This window comes from Solwaraspora sp. WMMB335 (assembly GCF_049179075.1).
Taxonomy (GTDB): Bacteria; Actinomycetota; Actinomycetes; order Mycobacteriales; family Micromonosporaceae; genus Micromonospora_E.
On the sequence record NZ_JBMHMF010000001.1, the window covers coordinates 882,812 to 907,457 of the forward strand.

Annotated in this window: 10 protein-coding genes; 2 read left to right on the top strand and 8 right to left on the bottom strand. The window is 71.8% G+C overall.

The genetic code is table 11. The features are described from left to right. From ACN27F_RS03270 to ACN27F_RS03305, 8 genes are read right to left on the bottom strand one after another with little or no spacing between them, the layout of a single operon-like run. Positions 1-249 (bottom strand): phosphopantetheine-binding protein, encoded by a 249-nt coding sequence (locus ACN27F_RS03270; protein ID WP_329101439.1) that lies wholly within the window; start codon positions 247-249, stop codon positions 1-3. 37 nt (positions 250-286) lie between these two features. Further along, positions 287-1,033: a polyketide synthase gene (locus ACN27F_RS03275; RefSeq protein WP_421431077.1), complete on the bottom strand. Its 747-nt coding sequence runs from the start codon at positions 1,031-1,033 to the stop codon at positions 287-289. Further along, entirely contained in the window at positions 1,008-1,817 is an 810-nt protein-coding gene (locus ACN27F_RS03280) for an enoyl-CoA hydratase/isomerase family protein (RefSeq protein ID WP_421431078.1), read from the bottom strand. Before ACN27F_RS03280 ends, ACN27F_RS03275 begins: the two co-directional genes overlap by 26 nt. Before the next feature lie 4 nt (positions 1,818-1,821). After that, positions 1,822-3,069, bottom strand: a complete 1,248-nt coding sequence (locus tag ACN27F_RS03285) for a hydroxymethylglutaryl-CoA synthase family protein (protein WP_421431079.1) — start codon at positions 3,067-3,069, stop codon at positions 1,822-1,824. Between the two features lie 10 nt (positions 3,070-3,079). Beyond that, the gene (locus ACN27F_RS03290) at positions 3,080-3,838 is read right to left on the bottom strand and encodes a polyketide synthase (RefSeq protein ID WP_421431080.1); all 759 of its coding nucleotides are present in this window, start codon (positions 3,836-3,838) and stop codon (positions 3,080-3,082) included. Further along, positions 3,835-6,618 carry a type I polyketide synthase gene (locus tag ACN27F_RS03295; RefSeq protein ID WP_421431081.1) on the bottom strand — a complete coding sequence of 928 codons (2,784 nt, stop codon included), beginning with the start codon at positions 6,616-6,618 and terminating at the stop codon, positions 3,835-3,837. Before ACN27F_RS03295 ends, ACN27F_RS03290 begins: the two co-directional genes overlap by 4 nt. Continuing rightward, a complete protein-coding gene (locus tag ACN27F_RS03300) occupies positions 6,611-13,135 on the bottom strand; it encodes an SDR family NAD(P)-dependent oxidoreductase (RefSeq protein ID WP_421431083.1) in 6,525 nt (2,174 codons plus the stop codon). The genes ACN27F_RS03295 and ACN27F_RS03300 overlap by 8 nt, the downstream gene beginning before the upstream one ends. Positions 13,136-13,154: 19 nt before the next feature. Then, the gene (locus ACN27F_RS03305) at positions 13,155-21,311 is read right to left on the bottom strand and encodes an SDR family NAD(P)-dependent oxidoreductase (protein WP_421431084.1); all 8,157 of its coding nucleotides are present in this window, start codon (positions 21,309-21,311) and stop codon (positions 13,155-13,157) included. Between the two features lie 1,134 nt (positions 21,312-22,445). On the opposite strand from ACN27F_RS03305, the gene ACN27F_RS03310 reads away from it, so the two are divergent. Both ACN27F_RS03310 and ACN27F_RS03315 read left to right on the top strand, forming a co-directional pair. Next, positions 22,446-22,571: a hypothetical protein gene (locus ACN27F_RS03310; RefSeq protein WP_421431086.1), complete on the top strand. Its 126-nt coding sequence runs from the start codon at positions 22,446-22,448 to the stop codon at positions 22,569-22,571. 845 nt (positions 22,572-23,416) lie between these two features. Then, positions 23,417-24,271 (top strand): hypothetical protein, encoded by an 855-nt coding sequence (locus ACN27F_RS03315; RefSeq protein ID WP_421431087.1) that lies wholly within the window; start codon positions 23,417-23,419, stop codon positions 24,269-24,271. Positions 24,272-24,646: the final 375 nt, after the last annotated feature.

The window sequence follows — 24,646 nt, forward strand, 5'->3', positions numbered from 1 at the left end:
CTACTGCTCCTGCTTGACCTTCAGGAACAGGTCGACGAGTTCGTCGACGTTCTTGAGGTTGGCCAGTTCGGTGCGGGGCACCCGGATCTTGAGTTCGCGCATCGACGCCGAGACGATCTCGACGATGTCGAGGCTGCCGAGCCCGAAGTCCTTCATCGACTTGGTGGTGTCGACGGGCTGGTCGTCCAAGCCCTCGGCGTTTAGCCGGATGTGCTTGGTCACCACGTCCACGACCTGCTGACGGTCCATCTTGGGGTGCCTCCTTGTTTTGATTCGATGGTGCTGGTCAGGTGAGGTAGGTCTCGGCGACGATCTCCGCGACCTCGGGTCGGCCAAAGCAGACCCGGTGCATCAGGTGCTCGCGGGACATCGCCGCGCGCAGCAGTTGGCGTCGGGGCTGGGCCAGGGTCTCCTTGGTCAGCTCCAGCACGTGCCGGGGTTTCTCGGCGATGCGCTGGGCGAACTCCAACGCGATGGGGAACACCTCGTCGGCCGGGACGACGGCGTTGAAGAAGCCACGGTCCTCGAGGTCGCCGCCCCGGTAGTAGCGGGCGGTTAGGGTCAGCTCGGCGGCGGTGGCGGCCCCGACTGCGGCCGGTAGCAGCGCGGTGGTGCCCATCGCCGGGGTGAAGCCCATCCGGGCGAAGTTCATCGCGTACCGGCGGTTGCGGGCGGCCACCACGAGGTCGCAGCAAAGTGCCAGGACCAGCCCGCCGCCGACGGCGTGCCCCTCGATGGCGCCGACGATCGGCACCGGAAAGTCCAGCATCGGCCGGGACAGCAGCAGGTCCTTGACGTGCAGGGCACCGGAGAGCACCCGTTGCAGGGCCTCCATGGTCGCCCCGGCGCAGAACACCTCCGGCCGGCCGCGCAGGATCAGCACCTTGAGCTGCGGGTCCTGGGCGAGTTGGGCCAGGGCGGCCAGCAGCTCGTCGCAGAGCCGGTCGCTGAGGCGGTTGTCGTGCTCGGCGTCGTCGAGGGTCAGCTCGGCGACGCCGGGCTCGACCTCACGTACCCGGATGACCTGGAACATCCGTCCGCCCTCGGTAGCGTGCGAACCACGGCGGGGCGAAGCCCTCGCCGAACGACGTGACCCCCGCCAGGACGTCCGGCCGGGCCAGCCAGCCGGTGAACTGGTCGAGGCCGATCTCGATCTGCTGGTCGAGGTCGGCGGCGCTGAGCTGGTCGTAGTAGCGCTTGGTCTCGGCGAGCGCCTGCGGCGCGGACCGGAAGATCCGCTGGAGCTGGGCGCGCAGCGCCGTGCCGACGCCATTGGTGACCAGTTCGTCGACCAGGTTCCAGGTGTGCGCCTCGGCGGCCGGGATGCCCCGGGTGCTCAGGGTCATCGCCCGCAGCCGGGCCGGGCCGGTGCGCAGCAGCAGGAACGGCACGATGGTCGCCGGCACCAGGCCGACGATCGGCTCGGAGAGCATGAACCGCGCGGCCGGGGTGGCGAGCACCAGGTCGCAGGCGGCGAGCAGGCCGACGCCGCCGCCCATGGCCTCGCCGTCGGCGACCGCGATCACCGGTACCCGGGCCCGCCGGATCCGGGCCAGGCAGGCCGGGAGCCGGCGGAGCTGGTCGCGGTCCGGGAGCCGGCCGTGGACGAAGAACGCCTCCAGGTCGAGCCCACGACAGAACGTCGGCCCCTCGGCGGCGACCACCATCGCCCGGCAGTCCGGATCGGCGTCCACGGCGTCGAGCGCCGCCGTCAGCCCGTCAATCAGATCGAAGTTGATCGCGTTGCCGTTGGCGGGGGCGGCCAGCGTCACGAAGCAGACGCCGTCGGCGATCTCGGCGCGTACCGCGCGGTCCATTCCGTCAGCTCCAGCGGTAGTGACGGTGGTAGTCGCGGACGGCCTCCAGAACCAGCAGATGCTCTCCCTCGTAGCGCTGGGCGTACAGGTCGCCGACGTCCTGGGTCAGCGGCTGGTAGGTGCGTTCGTCGATGTTCGTCTCGCAGGCCTTTTCGATCTGCTCGTACTGTGCGACGGAGAGCCGGACCCGGGAGTCGAGGTGCGCGTCCAGGTCGAGGCCGCGCACGTACCCGGTGGCGTCCGGTCCGACCAGTCCGCTGTAGAACTCGGCCTGGCAGCCGGAGCCGTACGCGAAGACCGAGAGCCGATCCCCGGCGGCCAGGTCGGTGGCGGTGTACAGCATGCCGAGCAGGCAGATGAAGGTGGACGCGCCGTACGCGCTGCCGATCCGCCGGGCGAAGTGGGTGCTGGCGGCGACCCGGTCCCGCCAGCTCGCCTCGATGACCGCCTTGTCGGTGACGTTGAGCCGGTTGAGCAGGGTCTTGTGCGCGACCTTGGTCATCCCCGGGAACGGGGCGTGATAGATGTTCTTCCGGAAGTACGACTCGAAGTCGACCTCGCCGACGATTGCCTCGTACCGCTCGTAGGTCTCCTCCAGCGCGTCCAGGTAGGAGTAGAAGCTGGTCGTGCCGGTGATGATCTCGGTACGCGAGTTGGGGCGCAGCGCGTCGGACAACTCGTTGGTCCAGTAGCCGGCCTTCTCCAGTTCCAGCTCGAACACCGCCGGCTCGGCGCTGACCAGCATGGCGACCGCGCTGCCGCCGGCCATCAGCTCACCGAGGTCGTCGTCCTCGGTCTGCATGTGGTTGCGGGTGCGACTCAGGTCACTGTTGATGACCAGGGCCTTCTTGCCGGGGCAGACGTTCGACGCGACCCAGGAAGCGGCGACGCGCAGCGCGGCCGTGCCGCCGTAGCACATGTGCTTGACCTCGAAGTTGCGGCTGTGCGCGGGCAGCCGGCAGAACCGCTGCACCCAGGTGGAGATGGGCTTGCCGAAGTCCACCGCCGATTCGGTGGCAACCACGACCAGCTCGATCTGCGCACGGTCATCGTCGGTGAGCAGCCGTTCGGTGGCGTTGACGGCCAGGGTGACCGGGTCCTCGTACGGCGGAACGATGGCCCGCGACTCGTACGGGACCATCTGGCGACGTTCCAGCTCGGTGAGGGAGCCGCCACGCGCCGAGGCGAGGTCGGCGATCGTCAGGTACGCCCGACCGCCGTACAGGTTCAGTTTCTCGATGCCTACCCGCATGGGAGTTCTCCTAGCTCAGGTACGTCTGGTCGAGCAGCGCGGCGCTGCCGGGCTGGGTGAAGCAAATTCGGTTCATCAGCGGCTCGCGCGCGATCGCCTCCTGGAGGGCGTGGCGCTTGGGCAGCGCCAGCGTCTCCTTCAGCAGTTCCAGCACGTAGCGCGGCTTCTCGGCGATCTGCCCGGCCAGGTCGGTGGCGTGGGCGAGCACCTCGTCGCCGGGTACGACCGCGTTGAACAGCCGCCGATCGGCCAACTCTCGACCCTTGTAGTACTTCCCGGTGAAAATCATCTCGGCGGCGACGTGGTGACCGACGGCGGCCGGCAGCAGCACCGACAGGCCCATCGCCGGGGTGAAGCCCATGCTGGCGGAGTTGACCGCGTAGCGGCGATTCGCGGCGGCGACGGTCAGATCGCAGCACAGCGCCAGGGCCAGGCCACCGCCGACCGCGTGCCCCTCAAGGGCGCCGATCACCGGCACCGGGAAGCCCAGCAGTCGGTCGGCGAGGGCGAGCAGCCGGCGCTCGTCGTACACGCCGCTGGCCATCTCCCGGAGCATCTGGAGAGTGCCGCCGGCGCACCAGATCTCCGGGGTGCCGGTGACCAGGAGGACCTTGACCGACTCGTCGCCGGCCAGCTCGTCGAGGGCGGCGAACATCTGGTCGACCAGCTCGTAGCTGAGCCGGTTCTCCCGGGTCGGGTCGCAGATGGTGAGCTGGACGATGCCCGAGTCGAGTCGGGCCACCGCCAGAACCGGATCGTGGTGGGTCACCTCGGGTCCTCCGTCGGCCGGCGGTACTGGGCGAGTTGTTCCGGGTCCAGCCAGCAGCGCCGCCGCTGGAACGGATAGGTGGGCAGGTCCACCGGGGCGTGCGCGCCGCCGCCGAAGGCGGTCCAGTCCACCTCGACGCCGTCGGTGTGCAGGGTGGCGGCACTGGCGGTGAGGGTCTCCCAGTTGCCTACCTCCGGGTCCAGCGACCGCAGCCACCGGCCGGTCCCCCGGGGCAGGCAGCGTTTGCCCATCTCGATCAGGGTGTCCTTCGGGCCCATCTCCAGGAATGTGTCGAAGCCCTCGGCGGCGAGCGCCCGGATGGCGTCCAGGAAGCGGACCGGCTCGCGGAGCTGCCGACGCCAGTACGCGGCGTCGTGGCAAATCCCGGAACGCAGCATGGTCGCCTGATAGGTGGACATGAACGGAATGCGCGGCTCGCCGTACTCCTGCCCGGCGATGCCCTTTTCGAACTCGTCGAGGATCGGCTCCAGCAGCGGCGAGTGGGAGGCGTAGGACACCCGCAGCGGGCGGGTGAGCACGAAGTCCTCCTCCAGCCGTTCCAGCACCGCCTGCACGGCGGTCTTCTCGCCGGAGATGACGGTGTGCTCGGGGCCGTTGATGGCCGCGACGGCGACCTGGCCGGCGTACCCGTCCAGCAGCGCGGTGACGTCCTGCGCCGAGGCGGAGCAGGCGGCCATCATACCCGTCGGCGGGAGCGTGCGGGTGAGCCGGCCGCGTTCCACGATCAGCCGCACCCCGGTCTCCAAACTGAACACCCCGGCGACCCAGGCGGCGGCGTACTCGCCGAGGCTATGCCCCAGCACCGCGTCCGGTTCGACGCCCCAGGAACGCCAGGTCGCGGCGAGGGCGCACTGGAGGGCGAAGAGGGTCGGCTGGGCGTACTCGGTGTCGTCGATCGGGTAGGTGACCCCGCCGTCGGGGTAGAGGACGTCCCGCAGCCGCCACGGGTGGTGGGCGTCGAAGAGTTCGGCGCAGCGGTCGATCACACCCCGGAAGACCGGCTCGGTCCGGTACAGCTCCCGGCCCATGTCCCGGTGTTGGCCGCCCTGACCGGGAAAGATGAACGCCAGCCGCCGGCGGGTGCCGGTGGCGACGGCGCCGACCTGGACGTCGTCCGGGCGCTCGCCGGACGCGATCGCGGTCAGTGCGGCACGGGCCTGCGCGAGGTCGGTCACCGGGACCGCCACGCGGTGCGCGAAGTGGGTGCGGCGGGCGTTGGCGGTGTGGCAGAACGCGGCGAGGGTCGGGGTGGGTGGCGCGGCGAGCCGGTCGGCGTACCGGCGGGCCTGGTCGCGCACGGCGTCCTCGGTGCGGGCGGAGAGGGTGAGCAGCCGGACCGGCCGGTCGTCGGCGACCGGATCAACCGAGGCGAGCGGCTCGGCCGGAGTGTCGCCGAGGACGATGTGGGCGTTGGTGCCGCCGAAGCCGAACGAGCTGACGCCGGCGGTCCGCGCGCCCGCCGGGGACGGCCACGGGGTGCGGGCGGTGGCCACCCGCAGCGGCAGTTCAGCCCAGTCGACGTGCGGGTTCAGCTCGCGTAGGTGCAGGTGCGGGGGGATCTCGCCGTGGTGCAGGGCGAGCGCCACCTTGATCAGGCCGGTGATCCCGGCGGCGGCCTCCAGGTGCCCGGTGTTGGTCTTGACCGAGCCGAGCAGCAGCGGGCGGGCCGGGTCGCGGCCCGGGCCGAGGGTCGCGCCGAGGGCCCGGACCTCGATCGGGTCGCCGAGGGTGGTGCCGGTGCCGTGCGCCTCGACGTAGTCGACCCGGTGGCCGGGGGTGCGGGCGTCGGCGAGCGCGGCCCGGATCACCGTCTCCTGGGCGACGCCGTTCGGGGCGGTGAGGCCGTTGCTGTGACCGTCCTGGTTGACCGCCGAGCCCCGGATCACCGCGAGGACCCGGTCCCCGTCGGCGCGGGCGTCGGAGAGTCGCTTGAGAACGATCATGCCGGCGCCCTCGCCGCGCACGTAGCCGTTGGCGCTGGCGTCGAAGGTGCGGCTGCGCCCGTCCGGGGAGAGCATGCCGATCTGCGAGAACGCCGCCATGGTCTCCGGCCAGAGCATCACGTTCACCCCGCCGGCCAGGGCGACCCGGGCGGCGCCGGCGCGCAGGCTCTGGCAGGCCAGGTGCACCGCGACCAGGGACGACGAGCAGGCGGTGTCCACCGCCATGGACGCGCCGCGCAGGTCGAACAGGTACGACAGGCGGTTCGCGGCGATGCTGAACGCGGTGCCGGACAGCCCCCGGATCGGCGCGCCACCGAGCAGCAGCGAGTAGTCCCAGGTGCTGATGCCCACGTAGACGTCGGTGGCGCTGCCGGCGAGCCGGGCGGGCACCTGACCGGCGTGTTCGAGTGCCTCCCAGGCGACCTCCAGCAGCAGCCGCTGCTGGGGGTCCATGCTGGCGGCCTCGCCCAGCGAGATGCCGAAGAAGCCCGGTTCGAACTGGTCGACCCGGTCGAGGAAGCCGCCGTCGCGGGTGCTCATGGTGCCCGGGGTGGCCTGCTCGGGGTCGTGGTACGCGGCCACGTCCCAGCGGTCGGCGGGAACCTCGGAGACCAGGTCCACGCCGTCGCGCAGCCGGCTCCAGAAGGCGTCAGGGCCGTCCGCGCCGCCGGGGAGGCGGCAGCCCACCCCGATGATCGCGATCGGTTCGGTCCGGGCGCGTTCGACCTCGTCCAAGCGGGCCTGCAGGGTCTCGATGGCGACCAGGGCCCGCTTGAGCGGGGACAGCGCCTGAGAGGACGGTCCGGCGTCACTCATTGGTGTTCCTCATCTCCAGGGCGGAGAGCTTCGCGGCCAGCAGCGCCTCGACGTCCGCGTCGTCCAGGGCGGCGACCCGGGCGACCAGGTCGGCCGGGGCCTCGGGGGCAGGGCCCGGGGTCGCCGGCGGCGGGGGGGCCGGGGTGGGCGACGGTCGGGCCGGCTCGGGAAAGAGTTCTGCGAGCAGGTGGTCGGTCAGCCGGGCCACGGTGGGGTGGTCGAAGACCAGGGTGCTGGGCAGGGCGCGGCCGGCGAGCCCGCCGAGCGCGTTGCGTAGTTCGACCGCCATCAGCGAGTCCAGGCCGAGGTCCCGCAACGGTTGCTGCGGGTTGACCGGTTGGCTGGTGGGCAGCCCGAGGATGGTGACGGCGGTGTCCCGGACGTACTCCTGAAGAAGCTGCCGGCGCTCGGTGGGGTGGGCGGCGGTGATCCGCTCGCGCGGCCCACCGGTCGCCGGAGTGGGGGCCGCGCCGGTCGGGGCGGCGGCCGGGATGACGCCGAGCCGGGTCAGCAACGGCGGGGCGGCTCCGCCGTACTGGCGCAGGTGGGCCGGCCAGTCCACAGCGAACACCCCGGCCTGCACGGCGTGCGCGTCGAGGAGCCGACCGAGGGCGGCGGTGGCGTCGTCGGCGGTCAGCGGTCGGAAGCCCTGCCCGGCGAGCCGCTGCCGCTGCTGGTCGCTGAGCCGGGCGGCCATCCCGCCGTCCGCCCACGGCCCCCAGTTGACGCTGGTGGCGGGAAGCCCTCGGGCGCGGCGGTGCTGGGCGAGCGTGTCGAGGAAGGCGTTCGCGGTGACGTAGCCGCTCTGCCCGGCCGAGCCGAGCAGCGACGCGACCGACGAGCAGAGCACCAGGAAGTCCAGCGGCAGGTGCCGGGTGAGCCGGTGCAGATTCCAGCCACCGGCGACCTTCGGGGCGAGCACCCGGGCGAAGCGCGGCCAGTTCTGCTGGTCGAGCACACCGTCGTCGAGCACGCCGGCGGCGTGCACCACGCCGCGCAGTGCCGGCAGGTCGGCGGCGATCCCGGCGAGCAGGTCGGTCAGGGCGTCCGGATCGGCCACGTCGGCCTGCCGGACGTGGACCCGCGCGTCCGGGTGCAGGTCGCGCAGGGCCGCCGCGACCTGCGGTGTGGGGGCGCTGCGGCCGACCAGCACCAGGTGCCGGGCGCCGCGCGCCACCAGCCACCGGGCGATCGCCGGGCCGATCCCGCCGAGACCTCCGGTGACCAGGTACGTGGCATCGGGGTGCACGGCCGGCGGTGGCTCGTGGTTGACCACCACCTTGCCGACGTGCCGGGCCTGGGCCATATGGCGAAACGCGTCCACCGCCCGGTCCCGGACGAACGCGCGCAGCGGCAGCGGGTTGAGCCGGCCCTCCCCGAGCGCGGCGGTCAGGTCCCGCAGCAGGGTACGGACCAGCGCCGGGTCGTCGTCGGCGACCGTCCCGAGGTCGTACGGGTGGTAGGCGACGTCAGGGCGGTGGGCGGCGACCCGCTCGACCGCCCAGATGCCCCGCTTGCCGATCTCCAGGAACCGCCCGCCGGGGCGGAGCAGGTCCAGGCTGTACGGGATGAAGTCGTCGGCGAGCGAGTTGAGCACCACGTCGACGCCCGCACCGTCGGTGCGCTCACGGATCTGGTCGGCGAAGTCCAGGGTGCGCGAGTTGAAGACGTGTTGCACGCCCAGGTCGGTGAGGATCGGCCACTTGGCCGGGCTGGCGGTGGCGAACACCTCCGCCCCGGCCGCCTGGACGAGTTGCATGGCGGCCAAACCGACGCCACCGGCGGCAGCATGGATCAACACCCGGTCGCCGGGCTTGAGCGCGGCCAGGTGGTGCAGCCCGTACGCGGCGGTGCAGAACGCCACCGGGATCGTGGCAGCCTCGGCGTGGCCGAGGGTCGCCGGGAGCGGGGCGACCCGGTCGGCGGCGACGGTGACAAAGCTGGCGAAGCTCGCCGGGGCGAGCGCGAGGACCCGGTCCCCGACGGCCAGGTCCGGCACGTCCGCGCCGGCGGCCACCACCACCCCGGCGCACTCCAGGCCGAGCGGTCCTGCCTCACCCGGATACTCGCCGAGCGCGTTGAGCACATCCCGGAAGTTGAGCCCGGTGGCGTGCACCCGGATCTCCACCTCGTGCGGTGCCGGCGGCCGGCGGGCGGCCGGGTCGAAGGTGAGGTTCTCCAGGACACCCCGCGCGCGGATGCCCAGCCGCACCGGCCCGGCCTCGGCCGGCGGCGTGGCCGGCACCAGCCGGGGCACATGGACGGTGCCGGCGCGCAGCGCAAGCTGGTCCTCGGCGTCGGCGGCGCGCAGCAGGTCGGGCAGTTCCGGCGGGACCGGCCGTGGGTCGGCCGGGTCGAGGTCGAGGCAGGTCCAGCGCAGGTCGGGGCGTTCCCTTCCGACCGCCCGGGCCAGGCCCCAGACCGGCGACTGGGTCACCGCCACCGGCGCGTCGTCCGGGGTGACCGCCCGTGCGCCCCGGGTGAGCAGCCAGACCGGCGGGGTCGGGCCGTCTGCGGAGGTGAGCGCCCGGGCCAGGTCGAGCAGGACGCGGACGGTCCGTTCGTGTGCGGTCAGCACGTCGCCGGTGGTCGGTTCGGCCTCCGCCGGCCCAAGAAACGCCGGGGTGTCCAGGCCGGCGAGGTGCACGACGCCCCGCCACGGCCGGTCGGCGGTGAGCTGGCCGTGCAGCCGGGCGGCCAGGTCGTCGGCCGGGTCGGCGGGCAGCACGACGACCTCGTCGCCCCGGGCCCGCAGCAGGTCGCCGAGCGCCTCGGCGGAACCGTCCCGGTCGGCCAGGAACAGCCAGGCCCCGCCGCCGTCCCAGTCGGCCGGACGGGGTGCCCGCGCTGACTCCCAGGCGATCTCGTAACCGAGGTCAACGTTGCGGCGCAGCGCGTCCCGGCCGGCCCGCCGCAGCAGCAGCCCCTCGACCCGGGCCAGTGGCGTGCCGTCCGGGGCGTACAGGTCGAGGTCGGCGACGGTGGTGTCGTCGTCGCGGCGACGCACCGTGGCGTGGCTCCACACCTGCGCCCCGGCCGGGGCGGCCGCGGCGAACCGGTCCAGACCGATCGGCAGCCAGGCGGCGGCCAGGTCGTCGGGGAGCGCGGCCAGGAACACCTGGAGGGCCGCGTCGAGCAGCGCCGGGTGCCACCGGTACGCGCCGGCGGTGGCGGCCACGTCGGCCGGGAGGGCGACCCGACCGAGCGCCTCGTCGGTGCCCCGCCACAGGTCGCGTACGCCGGTGAAGACCGGCCCGTAGCCGATGCCGACGTCGCGCAGCCGCTGGTAGAACGGCGTGACCTCGGCCGGGGTGAGTCGGTTGCGCAGCGCCGCCACGTCGACCGGTGGTCCGGGCGGCGGGGCGTACCGGGCCACCACGCCTTCCGCGTGCCGGGTCCAGGGCTGGTCGTCAACGGCGGTGGCCGGCTGGCTGAACACACCGACGCTGCTCCGGCCACCGCCGGCGGGGGTGAGCACAGTCTGCACCGCCACCGGCGCGTCGGCGGGCAGCACCAGCGGCTCGTGCAGCACCAGGTTGGTGACCTGGGCCGGGCCTGGGTCGCCGTGGGCGGCCAGGGCCAGTTCCAGGTAACCGGTCAGCGGCAGCAGCACCGCGTCGTGGACGCGGTGGTCACCGAGGGCCCCGACGGTGGCGTCCAGGACGCTGTCGAAGGTGGGCAGGGCGGTGCGGGCCCGCCGGCCGAGCAGCGGGTGCCCGCCGGCCGGCCGGGCGACGGCGGGTCGGGCTGCCCGGCGCAGCCAGTGCCGTCGCCGCTGCCACGGGTACGCCGGCAGCTCCACGCACCGGCCGGCGGTGGGGTGCAGCCGTCCGAAGTCGACGGGGTGGCCGGCCCGGTAGAGGCCGCCGAGGGTGGTGAGCAGGGTGGTCCGTGGGTCCGCGTTGGCCCGCATCGAGGCGAGCACGACGGCCCGTTGGCCGGTGCTCTCGAACTGCTCGACGATGGGCCGGGCCAGCACCGGTTGCGGGGCGACCTCGACCACCGTCCGCAGGGTGGTCTCCACGCCGAGGTGGGCGAGGGCGTCGGCGAAGCGGACCGGTTCGCGGATGTTGCGTCCCCAGTACGCCGCGTCGAAGTCCCCGTCTCCGGCGGCGCGTCCGGTGACGGTGGAGACGATCGGCACGCTGGCCGGCTGCGGGGCGAGCCCGCGCAGCGCCGTCACCAGCGGGGCCTGGAACGGTGCCATCTGCGGGCTGTGGAAGGCGTACTCGACCCGCAACACTCGGCTGACCACGCCCCGGGCGGTGAGCGCGGCGAGCACCTCGGCGAGGGCGTCCGGGTCACCGGCGAGGACGGTGGCGGTAGGCCCGTTGACGGCGGCCACGGTGAGCCGCTCCGCGTACCCGGCGACGACCGCCTCGGCCTCGGCGACCGGCAGCGCGACGCTGGCCATCCGACCGAGCCCGTGCGCCTGCTGCATCACCCGTCCCCGGTGGTACGCGACCCGCAGCGCGTCGGCGAGAGTGAGCACCCCGGCGACGTGGGCGGCGGCGATCTCGCCGACGCTGTGGCCGATCACGGCCTCCGGTTCGATCCCCCACGAGCGCCACAGGGCGGCCAGCGAGGCCTGCACGGCGACCAGGGCGGGCTGGGCGATCTCGGTACGGTCCAGCCGGGAGCGGGTCTCGTCGGCGCGGATCTCGGCCAGCAGTGACCAGTCGGTGTGGGCGCGGAGCAGTTCGTCGCAGTGGCGCATGGTCTCGGCAAAAACCGGTTCCTGGTCCAGCAGATCGCGGCCCATTCCGGCCCACTGGGAGCCCTGCCCGGAGAAGACGAAGAGTGGCCCGGCGGGCGGGTCGGGGACGGTTCCGTCGATCGGCAAGTCGACCAGGGCGGCCAGCTTGTCGGCGAGTTCGGCGGGCGTACGGCCGGTCACCACGGCGCGGAACGGGTGGTGACTGCGCCGCACCCCGGCCGTCCAGACCAGGTCGCGCAGCGCCTGGCCGACGTCGGTGGCCAGCAGCGACCGGTACCCACCGGCCAGGTCCCGCAACGCCTGCGGGCTGCGCGCCGACAGCGGCAGCAGCTCCACCCGGTCGGCCAGGCCGTCCGTGGGCGCGGCCGGTGACGAAGCGTCGGTGGGCGCGGCCGACGTGGGACTGTCGGGTGCCGGGGCGTCGCCCACCACCAGGCAACCGTTCGTACCGGACCAGCCGAACGAGCTGACCGTGGCGTACCGGGGATGGTCGCTGGCCGGCCACGGGCGCGGCTCGGTGGGGATGACGAACCGGGTGCCGGTCAACGAGGTGTTCGGGTTGAGCGTGTGGAAGTGCAGGTGGGCGGGGATCGCCTGGTGCCGCAGGGCGAGCACGACCTTGATCAGGCCGGCAATGCCGGCGGCGGCCTCCAGGTGGCCGATGTTGGTCTTCACCGAGCCGAGCGCGATCGGCCGGCTGGTGTCGGTGGCCGGGCCGAACACCTCGGCGAGCGCCTCGACCTCGATCGGGTCGCCGAGCGCGGTGCCGGTGCCGTGGGCCTCGACGGCGTCCACGTCGGCCGGGTCGACGCCCGCGTTGCGCAACGCCTGCGCCACGATGAGCTGCTGGGAGAGACCGCTCGGCGCGGTCAGGCCGTTGGTCCGACCGTCCTGGTTGACCGCCGAGCCCCGGATCACCGCGAGGACCGGGTCGCCGTCGCGCCGCGCGTCGGAAAGTCGCTTGAGGACGATCGCCCCGCAGCCCTCGCCCCGGACGAACCCGTCGGCGGCGGCGTCAAAGGTCTTGCACCGGCCGTCGGTGGCCATCATCCGCATCTTGGTGGTGGCCATGGTGAAGTGCGGGGCCAGCGCCAGGTTCACCCCGCCGGCCAACGCGATGTGGCACTCGCCGGAGCGCAGGCTCTGGCAGGCAAGGTGCACCGCGACCAGGGACGACGAGCAGGCGGTATCCAGCGCGACGCTGGGCCCACGCAGGTCGAGCAGGTACGAGATGCGCCCGGCCAGGACGCTGTGTGAGGTACCGGTGCCAGTGTAAGTGTCGATCTGGTCGGGGTCGGCGTACTGGAGCCAGGTGTAGTCGTTGCTGTGGCTGTGGACGCCGACGAACACGCCGGTCTGGCTGCCGGCGAGCCGGTCGGTGGTCTGGCCGGCGTGCTCCAAGGCCTCCCAGGCGACCTCCAGCATGATCCGCTGCTGCGGGTCCATCTGGTCGGCCTCCCGAGGGGAGATGCCGAAGAAGGCGGCGTCGAAGCGGTCCACCTGGTCGAGGAAGCCGCCCCAACGGCTGCTGATCCGGCCGGGCACGGTCGGGTCCGGGTCGTAGAGGGTGTCGGCGTCCCACCGGTCGGCCGGGACCTCGGTGATCGCGTCCACCCCGTCGCGCAGCAGCGCCCAGAACGCCTCCGGGCTGTTCGCGCCTCCGGGTAACCGGCAGCTCAGACCGACGATCGCGATCGGTTCGGTGCGGGCACGCTCGGTGACCTCGAGTTTGGCGCGCAGGTCGCGCACTGCGGTCAACGCGCGTTGCAGCGTCGCCGCCGAGGGGTGTGCTGAGGACATGTCGGTTCCTTGTCCGCCGTCAGGTCTCGAGGTCATTGAGCTCTCGGGCGAGGAGCGCTTCGAGGTCGTCGACCGAGAGCCCGCCCAGGTCGTCGTCGCCCGTCTGGTCACCGGAGGTGGAGTCGGCATGGTTGGCGGATTCGGTCGGCTCGTCCTGTTTCGGGGGTTCCTCCGGGGCGTCGAGCGGGACGCCCAGCCGGTCGGCGAGGTAGGGCACGAGCACCTCGATCGTCGGGTAGTTCCAGATCAGCGTCGCGGACAGTGCCAGGTGCAGGCCAGCCTCCAGCCGGTTGCGCAGTTCGAGGGACATCAGCGAGTCGAAGCCGAGGCTGCGCAGCGGCGTGTCCACCCCGACCCGGGACGGGGCCAGCCGCAGCACCCGGGCCGCCTCCGCACGGACGTACGCCTCGACGGCGGCCCGCCGACGGCGACCCGGCGGGGCGGCGAGGAAGCGTCCCCGAACGCCGTCCGACGCGGGCCGCTCGGCGGCTGCGGTGCCGAGCAGCGCGAGCTGGTTGGTCCGCCCGGCGGCCGGGTACGCGGCCACCCACTCGGCGGCGTCGAACGGCATTACCGCGACCTGGGCGCTCTGCTGCCCGAGCAGCGCGCCGAGCACCGCGACGCCCTGGTCGGGGGTGATCGCCCGCAGTCCGCGCAGCGCCTCCTGGCCGCCCTGCTCCAGACGGGCGGCCATACCCACCGCCGACCAGGGACACCAGTTGACGCTGAGCGCGGGCAGGCCGGCCGCCCGACGGGCGTGGGCCAACGCGTCCAGGAAGGCGTTCCCGGCGGCGTAGCTGCTCTGCCCGGGTGAGCCGAGCACCGAGGTCACCGAGGAGAACAGGACGAAGAAGTCCAGCGGGTCGACGCCTGTCTGGGTGTGCAGGTGCCAGGCGGCGTCGACCTTGGGACGGGTCACCCGCCGGTACCGCTGCGCGGTCTGCTGGAGCAGGATGCCGTCGTCGAGAACCCCGGCGGCGTGCACCACACCGCGCAACGGAGGCAGGTGGGCGTGGACGTGGTCAAGCACCCGAGCCACCTCGGACGGGTCGGTGACGTCGGCGGCGAAGGCCGTCACCCGGACGCCGGCGTCGGCCAACTCGTTCAGGGTGGGCTGCGCGGCGGCCGATGCGCCACTGCGGCCGACCAGGACGAGCTGGGTGGCCCCCCGCTCGGCGAGCCAGCGGGCGACCCGCAGGCCGAGCCCGCCGAACCCGCCGGTGATCAGGTAACTGGCGTCGGCGGGCAGCCGGCCGACACCAGCGGTGGGATGGACCTCGACCGTGACCGGGTCGGTCACCGTCAGCACGATCTTGCCGATGTGGCCCGCCTGCTCCATCAGGTGGAAGGCGTGCTGCGCCTGGCCCACCGGGAACCGGCGCACCGGCAGCGGCTGGAGTTCCCCGGCGTCGACCCGGGCGACGATGCGCCGCAGCAGCCCGCCCACCAACGCGGTGCGCTCGGTGAACATCAGGTCCAGGTCGACGGCGAAGAACGACAGGTTCCGGCGGAACGGGCCGAGCCCGAGCGACCGGTCCTGGTAGATGTCCCGCTTGCCGATCTCCACGAACCGCCCGTACGGGGCGAGCGCGCCGACGCCGTGCGCGATGAGGTCCCCGGAGAGCGAGTTGAGGACGACGTCCACACCCCGCCCGTCGGTCTCGGCGCGGACCTGGTCGGCGAACGCCGCCGACCGGGAGTCCATCACGTGCCGCACGCCCAGCGACGTGAGATGGGCGCGCTTCTCGTTGCTGCCGGCGGTGGCGAACACCTCCGCCCCGGCGGCGTGGGCGAGCTGCACGGCGGCCAGCCCGACCCCGCCCGCGGCGGCATGCACCAGGACCCGCTCGCCGGGCTCGATCCGGGCGAGGTGCTCCAGCGCGTGCGCGGCGGTAAGGAAGGCGATCGGGATGGTGGCGGCCTCGGCGAAGTCGAGGCGCTCGGGTTTGGGCGCGACGAGCCGCGCGTCGGCGAGGACGTGGCTGCCGATGCCGTGCGGGGCGACCGCCACCACCGGGTCGCCGACCCGCAGGTCGGTGACGTCCGGTCCGACCGCCGCGATAACCCCGGCGCACTCGTCGCCGAGCGTCACCTCGGCGGTATCGTCGAGCCCGGGGTAGAGGCCGAGGGTCTTCAGGACGTCGCGGAAATTCAGCCCGCTGGCCCGAACCTCGACCAGCACCTGCCCCGGCCCCGGGGCGAGCGGGGCGACGGCGCGCAGGTGGAGCTGGTCGAGGGTGCCGACCCGGCCGATGGCGAGCCGGAACGGGCGGTCCCCGGCCGGCTCCGGTTCGACGGTCGGTTCCTCGGCGGTGGCCGGGACCAGGCGGGAGACCAGCACGTCGGTGCCGCGCAGGGCGAGTTCGGGTTCCTCGACCGGGGCGGTCAAGACGGTGAGCAGCGCGGCGTCCTCGTCGGGCAGGTCCGTCCCGAGGTCGACGCGGGTGCAGTCCAGGTCCGGGTGTTCGTGCGCGATGGTCCGGCCGAGCCCCCAGAGCGGGGCCTGGGCGACCGCCGTAGCCCGGTCCGTGGGGCGAACGGCCTGGCTGTCCCGGGTGACCAGCCAGAGTCGGGGGCGCGTGGTACCGGGCACGTCGTGCAGCGCCGCGACCAGGTGCCGAACGCTGTCGGCGACCAACCGGTGGTTGGGTTCCCAGCCGTCGGCGGTGTCCGTCCCGGGCACCACCGTGTCCAGCGCCCAGCGGTGCACCACCCCGCGCAGCGTGGGCTGCCCCGGGGCGAAGACCTCGGCGAGCAGGTCGCGCAGGTGCTCGGGGCAGGTCGGGTCGACCTGGTAGGCGTACGGCCCAAGACGTTGGTAGCGGTCGCCGGGGCGGGCCACGACGCAGGTGCCGCCCCGGGCGGTCAGCGCGGCGTCCAGGGTGGTGTCCCGGTCGGCGAGGAGCAGCCACCCTCCGGTGAGGTCGGCCGTACCGGCGTCGGCGGTCAACGCCGGGGCGGGCTGCCAGCGGATCTGGTAGAGCAGGTCGGCGCCGTCGGCCACGCTCCGAGCCAGGCGGCGCAGCCGTAGGCCGGTGACGACGACCAGGACCCGGCCGTCCGGGGCGTGGACCGTCAGGTCGGCGGTGTGCTCGTCGGTGTCGGTGGTGTTGCGGAGCCGGGCGTGGCAGGTGACCTCGGTGCCGGGGCGGTTTCGCAGGTCGAGGCGTTCGACGCCGACCGGCACGTAGGTGTCGGCGGGCTGCGTCGGGAGCGCGGCGAGGGCGACCTGGAGGCAGGCGTCCAACAGTGCGGGGTGCATGGTGTAACCGCCGCCGGCCTCGCCGTGGACCTGCGCCCACGCCTCGCCGTCGGTTCGGCGGAGCTGTCGTACGCCCTGGAAGTGGGGGCCGTAGTCGAGTCCCCGGGCGCGCATCGCCGCGTAGTGGGTCTCGCCCGGTTCGGGCAGTTCGGGTCGGGTGGCGTCGGCAGCCGGGGCGGTGTCGCCGGTGCGGCGGGCGGTGCCCCGGGCGTGGACGAGCCAGTCGCCGGGGCGGCCGTCCTCGTCGGGTTGGCGGCTGGCGCACCGGAAGGCGAGCCCGCTGGTCGGGTGGCCAGCGAGAGTCACCTGGACGGTGACCGGCCGATCACTCAACGCGAGCGGCTCGGTGATCTCCAGGTCGGCGACGGAGACGGCCGGGCCGAGCCGGTCGGTCGCGGCGGCCAGCGCCATCTCCAGGTACCCGGTGGCGGGGAGCAGCACCTGGCCCCGGACCCGATGGTCGGCGAGGTAGGGCAGCCGGTCGACGTGCAGGTCGGTGGTCCAGAGGTGGGTGCCCTGGTCGAGGGAGGACTCGACGCGTGCACCGAGCAGCGGGTGGCCGACCGGCTGGCCAGCCCGGACGGTGTGCTCCGGCCAGTGGCGTTCCCGCTGCCAGGGGTACTCGGGGAGGCGGACGACCTCGCCGGCGCCGGGGTGCAGGGCCGTCCAGTCGAGCGGGACGCCCAGCCGGTACAGCTCACCGGCGGTGTCCAGCATGGTGAGTCGTTCGCCGGTGTCTCGTCGGGTGGAGGTGAGGACCACCGCACCACCAGAACGCCGACACGACTCCTCGATCGCCCCACCCAACACCGGATGCGGACTGACCTCCAAAAAACACGTCAACCCATCAACCAGCAACCGCTCCACCATCGGCGCAAATCGCACCGGCTCCCGCAGATTCTCCCACCAGTACCCCGCCCCCAACTCCACACCAGACAACACCTCACCCCGCACCGTCGAATACAACGGCACCGACGCCACCCGCGGCGACACCCCCACCAACCCCGCCAAAAGATCATCACGCAACCCATCCACCTGCGGAGAATGCGACGCCACATCCACCTGCACCCGCCGCGCGAACACCCCCCGACCCGACAACTCCCCCACCACCGCATCCACCGCACCCGACGACCCTGCCACCACCGTCGTCACCGGACCATTCCACGCCGCCACCACCACCTCACCACCAAACCCAGCCACCACCTCCCCCACCTCAACCGCACCCAACCCCACCACCGCCATCGCACCCACCCCCGACACCCGCCGCATCAACCCACTCCGCACACAGATCACCCGAGCCGCATCACCCAACGACAACGCCCCCGCCACACACGCCGCCGCCACCTCACCCATCGAATGCCCCACCACCGCCGCCGGCTCCACACCCCACGACCGCCACATCGCCGCCAACCCCACCTGCACCGCAAACAACACCGGCTGCACCACATCGATCCCCTCCAGGACCGACCCACCCTCCAACACCTCCACCAACGACCAATCCACCAACCCCGCAAACGCCCCCTCACACGCCAACACCACCTCCCGAAACACCGGCTCCCGACGCCACAACTCCCGACCCATCCCCACCCACTGACCACCCTGACCCGGAAACACGAACACCACCTTGCGAGCGGTTCCGCCGGGCACAGGGGTGGCCGGACGGTCGTCGGCGAGCCGGACGGTCAGCTTCTCCACCAGGTCGGCGTGGGAGGTGGCGGCGACGGCGAGCCGAACGGCGTGGTGGTCCCGCCGGAGGGCGGCGGTGTGGCCGAGGTCGCGCAGTCGTACGTTCGGGTGCCGGCCGAGCAGTTCGACGGTGCGTCGGGTGAGGTCGGTCAGCGCGTCCGGGGTGTGGGCCGAGAGCGGGACGAGGACCGGGTCCTGCGCCGTCCGCGCGTCGACGGCGCCGATCACCTCGTCGGCGGTGGGCCCGGCGTCGTCGACCGCCGGTGGGACGGGCGTGGTCGGCGCGGCGGGTCGGGTCGGCGCGTCCGGCAGCGTCAGGTCGACCGGGGTGACGTCCTGCGGGTAGAGGGCGGGCCAGTGCAACGGGTGACCGAGCCGGTAGAGGGTGGCGGCGGTGTCCAGCAGCGCACCGCGCTCGTCCTCGTCTCGTCGGGTGGAGGTGAGGACCACCGCACCACCAGAACGCCGACACGACTCCTCGATCGCCCCACCCAACACCGGATGCGGACTGACCTCCAAAAAACACGTCAACCCATCAACCAGCAACCGCTCCACCATCGGCGCAAATCGCACCGGCTCCCGCAGATTCTCCCACCAGTACCCCGCCCCCAACTCCACACCAGACAACACCTCACCCCGCACCGTCGAATACAACGGCACCGACGCCACCCGCGGCGACACCCCCACCAACCCCGCCAAAAGATCATCACGCAACCCATCCACCTGCGGAGAATGCGACGCCACATCCACCTGCACCCGCCGCGCGAACACCCCCCGACCCGACAACTCCCCCACCACCGCATCCACCGCACCCGACGACCCTGCCACCACCGTCGTCACCGGACCATTCCACGCCGCCACCACCACCTCACCACCAAACCCAGCCACCACCTCCCCCACCTCAACCGCACCCAACCCCACCACCGCCATCGCACCCACCCCCGACACCCGCCGCATCAACCCACTCCGCACACAGATCACCCGAGCCGCATCACCCAACGACAACGCCCCCGCCACACACGCCGCCGCCACCTCACCCATCGAATGCCCCACCACCGCCGCCGGCTCCACACCCCACGACCGCCACATCGCCGCCAACCCCACCTGCACCGCAAACAACACCGGCTGCACCACATCGATCCCCTCCAGGACCGACCCACCCTCCAACACCTCCACCAACGACCAATCCACCAACCCCGCAAACGCCCCCTCACACGCCAACACCACCTCCCGAAACACCGGCTCCCGACGCCACAACTCCCGACCCATCCCCACCCACTGACCACCCTGACCCGGAAACACGAACACCACCTTGCGAGCGGTTCCGCCGGGCACAGGGGTGGCCGGACGGTCGTCGGCGAGCCACCGGTCGAGCCCGGCGGCCAGCTCGTCGCCGGTCCGCGCGGTCACCGCCGTGCGGTACGGCTGCCCGACGCCCCGGCCGGCCAGGGTCCAGCCGAGCCCGGCAAGGGTCCAGCCGAGCCCGGCCCGGTCGAGCGGTCCGGTGGCGGCGTCCCGGACGGCACCAGCCGAGTCGACCGGACCGGCCACGGCGTCGCGGACGATCCCGGCCAGCTCGCGCAGTCCGGCCTCGCTGGCTGCGGCAAGCGGCAGGAGTTGGGCCGGCTGCGCGGTCGCCCCGGCCAGCACGACGTGGCAGTTGGTGCCCCCGAACCCGAACGCGCTGACCCCGGCCAGGGGGATCTCCTCCGGGTACGGCCACGGCTCGGTGGTGCGCGGCACCCGCAGCCGCAGCCCGTCGAAATCGATGTGCGGGTTGGGCGTCTCGAAGTGGAGGTTCCCCGGAATGGTCCGGTGCCGGACGGCCAGAGCGGCCTTGATCAGGCCGGCGATGCCGGCGGCGGCCTCCAGGTGACCGATGTTGGTCTTCACCGAGCCCAGCACGAGCGGACGCTCCGCCGGCCGGCCCGCGCCCAGGACGGCACCGATCGCGTTCGCCTCGATCGGGTCGCCGAGCAGGGTGCCGGTGCCGTGGGTTTCCACGTAGTGCACCCGGTCCGGCGCGACGCCCGCCCGGTCGTACGCGGCCCGCAGCATCGCCACCTGCGCCTGCGGGTTCGGCGCGGTCAGGCCGTTGCTGAAACCGTCGTTGTTGACCGTGGAGCCGGCGATCAGGCAGTACACCGGGTCGCCGTCGGCCAGTGCCCGGGACAGCGGCTTGAGTACGACGAGGCCGGCGCCCTCACCACGGACGTAGCCGTTGGCGCGGGCGTCGAACGCCTTGGAGCGGCCGTCCGGGGCCATCGCCCCGAACTTCGACATCGCCACCGTGCTCTCCGGGGCAAGGGTCAGGTTCACCCCGCCGGCCAACGCCATCGTCGCCTCACCGGTACGCAGGCTCTGGCAGGCGAGGTGGACGGCGACCAGCGCGGACGAGCAGGCGGTGTCGACGGCCAGGCTCGGCCCTTGGAGCCCGAGCAGGTACGACACCCGGGCCGCGACGATGCTGAGGTCCTGCCCGGTCGCGGTGTGCGCGGTGACGTCCTCGGCGTGGTGACCGAACAGGTGGCCGTAGTCGTGCCACATCGCCCCGCAGAACACGCCGGTGGCGCTGTCCCGCAGGGATCCCGGGGCGATCCCGGCGTCTTCGAGGGCCTCCCAGGCCAGCTCGAGGACGAGGCGCTGCTGCGGGTCCATCTGGAGGACCTCGCGGGGGGCGAGTCCGAAGAAGCCTGCGTCGAAGCGGTCGACATGTTCGAGGAAGCCACCCCAGCGGGTGTTCATCTTGCCGGGGGCGTCCGGCGCGGAACTGAAGAACTGTTCGATGTCCCACCGCCCGGCCGGCACTTCAGTAATCGCGTCGACACCCTGCGTCAGCAGTTTCCAGTACGCCCTGACGTTCGGGGCGCCGGGAAAGCGGCACGCCATTCCGACAATGGCGATCGGCTCCGATTCCCGGGTGATCGGAGACCTACTCGGCGTGACCTTCTCTTCGTCGCCGCAAGTGAGGAAACGGACCAACGAGTCGATGGTGGGGTGATCCCAGACAAGCGTTGCAGGAAGGGGCCGTCCGACGAATTCGGCGAGCGCGGCGATGAGGCCGGCGGCGCGCAGCGAATCGAGGCCGTACCGGTGGAACCGTTCGTACGCGTCCAGGCCAGCGGCGTCGAGGTCGAGTTGCGTAGCCAACCATTCCCGCAGCCAGGTCTCCACCTGGACAGCGGTGAGGGAATCGTGACTCGGGACTTCCGGATCGTCGTGACGCATGAACTTGTCCTAACGGGAGAATCCTCCACTTGGCCGGGTTCGTTCGCCGACGAGCGGTACGCGGCGAGAGCCAGGCCGGCCGAGGAAGGCTGCCGACGCGGTGGGTGACTGGCGCGGTTCTACGGGTCAGGAAGTGCGGGGCACCCCGGGCGGCAGGGAAAGTCTCACCGGCTCAGGCCGACGGCGGTGGTGGGCTGGGCCAGGACGGCACGTTCTCGGCGTCGCGACGGAACGCGTCGTCGGCGCGGCGAATGTGACCGATCGAGAACGGCCGGACATCGTCCACCTTGACGTTTCCCCCACAGCTCACCTCGATACGCAGAGCGACCGTCAGCCCGTGTGCGCCAGGCCGGAAAGGACAGGAGTATCGGCAGCCCGAAGGCCCGAACACCTGCTCGGCATGCCGTCCCAGCATTGGCCCGATGACGCCCCCGCGAATCTCCAACGGGCCACGAGGGGGATGCTAGCAGCAAGACGTGAAGGGTGCACGTGACCGCACGGTGTCGGTTTCGGGTGATCTGTTGTGGATCAGTAGCAGTTCTTTCGGAGCAAGCTCCATTACGGATTAGTCGACGGCCACAACCATCAGGGCCGAAACAATTTCCCCCGCCGGCAGCCCAGCCGGCAACCCCGAGCAGGGGTTTCACCACGGCGGCGCGTGCCGCACCATGGCCTGTAGCCATTGGTGATTGTCTCGACGTCGATGCTGAGTGCGGCGCGATGTTCGACGACACAGGGTGAGCTGCCATGCAGACCTCGACCTATCTCGACCCGTTACCTTTTTGATCGTCCCCAGCCGGGGACGGCTCGGTCGCCCGGCCCGGTATGACTGAATGCCCCTGTCGTACGGAGGATCCGGGGGGTGTTGTCGCCGAGCCGGATGGCGTCGGCGGACCGCTGATAGGGACCCAGCCATCCCGACGTGGGTAGGTCTCTCCGTAACGTGGATGCCGGCAGTCCGGCGCCGTGCATCGATCAGTGCTGTGCCGCACCAGCCACCGGCCAGTCTGGCGCACCCGCTGCCGGTCGGTGCGCAGCGCCGCAGCAGCGATGTGTTCGTTGCGGTGGATTGGGACGTCAACGTCGTGGAACGCGTCGCCGAGTTCGCCTCGGTAGCGCATCGGGCTTGCCGAAGTGCGCGTCGAGGATGACAGCGACGTCGACGCCGGCGAGGCGCTGATCTCTTTGGGCCTGCGGTCGATGCCGCCGGCGGTGGAGTTCGTCGTCCGGATACGGCTCGCCGTCACGCGGCAGAGCTGAACTCGGATGTTGCTGATGCAAGCGCAGGGCGTGTTCGAACAGGGTGCTCCGGGGTCCGAGCGATCCAGGCTCGGTCGACACGCTCACCGGCGGACGAAGGACTCGATTCTGTCGATCATGGCGGCGATGATGCCAGCCCCAACCGATCAAGGCAAGCAGAGCAGCGCACCGACTGGCTGCGCCGCCGGGTGTACGAACTGATGGCCGAGGTCGGGGTACGGAAGGTCCGGCCGTACGACGCGCGACATGCCTGCCTGACTTACCTCACAACGGTGGGCGTACCTGATGTGGTGCTGGCAGCCTGGGCTGGCCACGCGGACGGCGGCACTCTTGCCAAGCGAAACGTCAGTACCCAAAGTTTCAGCAGTACGAGCGTACCGGATGGATTGTGAGATAGGGCAGCGAAAGGCCTTGACTCACCGGAGTGAATCAAGGCCCTGACCTGCTGTTGAACTGTCGGGACGGCCGGATTCGAACCGACGACCCCTTGTTACCAACCGTAACCATCCCGACCGTGTCATTGACTGTCAGAAATAGGCACTGAGCTGCACGAACACGATCAAGCGATGATCGCTGCTTGTCACTGGTTGTCAACGTCCGGCGGGGGTTTTCGGGGGGTAAACGAGGGCAGGCCGACAGGACGTCGCCAGGTTCCGCGGCCCCGCTCCCCCACATCGAGACCACCACCGCGGTGTACGAGCAGCGGCGACACAGCGAGCCGACGCCGAGCCGACCGTGGCAGCGAGCCTGCCGGGTGCTGCGCGATATCTCGGTTGGGCTGCGACTGACGCCGGGTGATGATGGAGGCAGGCACCGGGCAACTGGCAACGAATGGGGGTAGGAACGTGGCTGCGGACGATGATGTGCGTCCCGACGGGCGAATCGCCACACCGGCGACGCGCCAGCTCCGCGTAGCTACCCGCGCACTCCGCCTTCACCTGGACGAGCTCCCCATCGACTACCGCCTCGACGTGCCTGGCGATCGCTTCCTGGCTGGGTTGGCATTCATGTTTGCCCGTCAGCGCTACGACTGCGCCGACTCGATGATCGGCGCCGGTTTCGGCGGCACGGTAATCGGCTCCATGGCCCGCAGCCTGTTTGTGGACGGGTTGCGATGGCTATGGATCGCTGAACAGCCCGAGCGTCGCCGGAGCCTGTTGGGCGATCTGCTCGAAGAGCGCAACCGCATCTGCGTGCTGCTCGAAGAGACCGGCGCCAGCTGCCCGAACCTGGCCCGCTGGTTCATGCCCCTCCCCGATGTTGCCGACCTGACGGGCGAGTCTCTGGCGTGGCTGGACGCACGGTCAATGCCGAGTGAGGATGAGCTGCTCAACGACTTCCTCGCCACATCTCGATCGGACCGGTCGATGCCGCAGGCCCACAACAATCACACAATGCTCGTGCAGCGGACGCGGGAGCTAATGGAGTTGGCGGGTCTACGTGGGGCCGTGATGGTTCTCGCCCATGCTGGACACGGCAACCATCTGGGATTGCAGAGCAGCTTGACCGACGACGGGGTGCCTGGCCATGACCTGCGAGCCGATCACGAGGCACTGTTCATGCAGGTAGCAGCCGTTGGAGTCACGGCCGCCCTGCTCGGCACAGCAGCTGCCGTCCCCGAGCTATGGCCGGCCGACGTTGATCGCGAGTCCTTCCTACAACGCACGGTCGACCTAACCGAGGACATCACGGCGACCTGACCCCCCATTTTCACGCCTGCGAGGCGTCCCGAAGAGACCGGGTGACTTGGTAGTGGCTGGACGCGGTAGATGCGGATGGCCGCTGGCCTACCCCGTGCCTGGTTCGGGGCGAACCGGCGAGCGGCCGAACGAGGTGACCGTCTGCCCAGGGCTCGGACATGATCAGGTTCGCACATACCAGCCGGCGATGTCTCACTCCGAGGTTCCATCCGCGACCGCCACTGCTGCTCACGGATGCTGCTTACGCCCTCGTGCGGGCCACGGCTACAACCAAGCATCGAGTTACGGTGCATAGCGCCTGAGCCGCCACCATGTCGTCAAGCACTCAGAGGACGGACTCGCGCCCTGATCCGCATGGAAGTTCCACGCAACCGC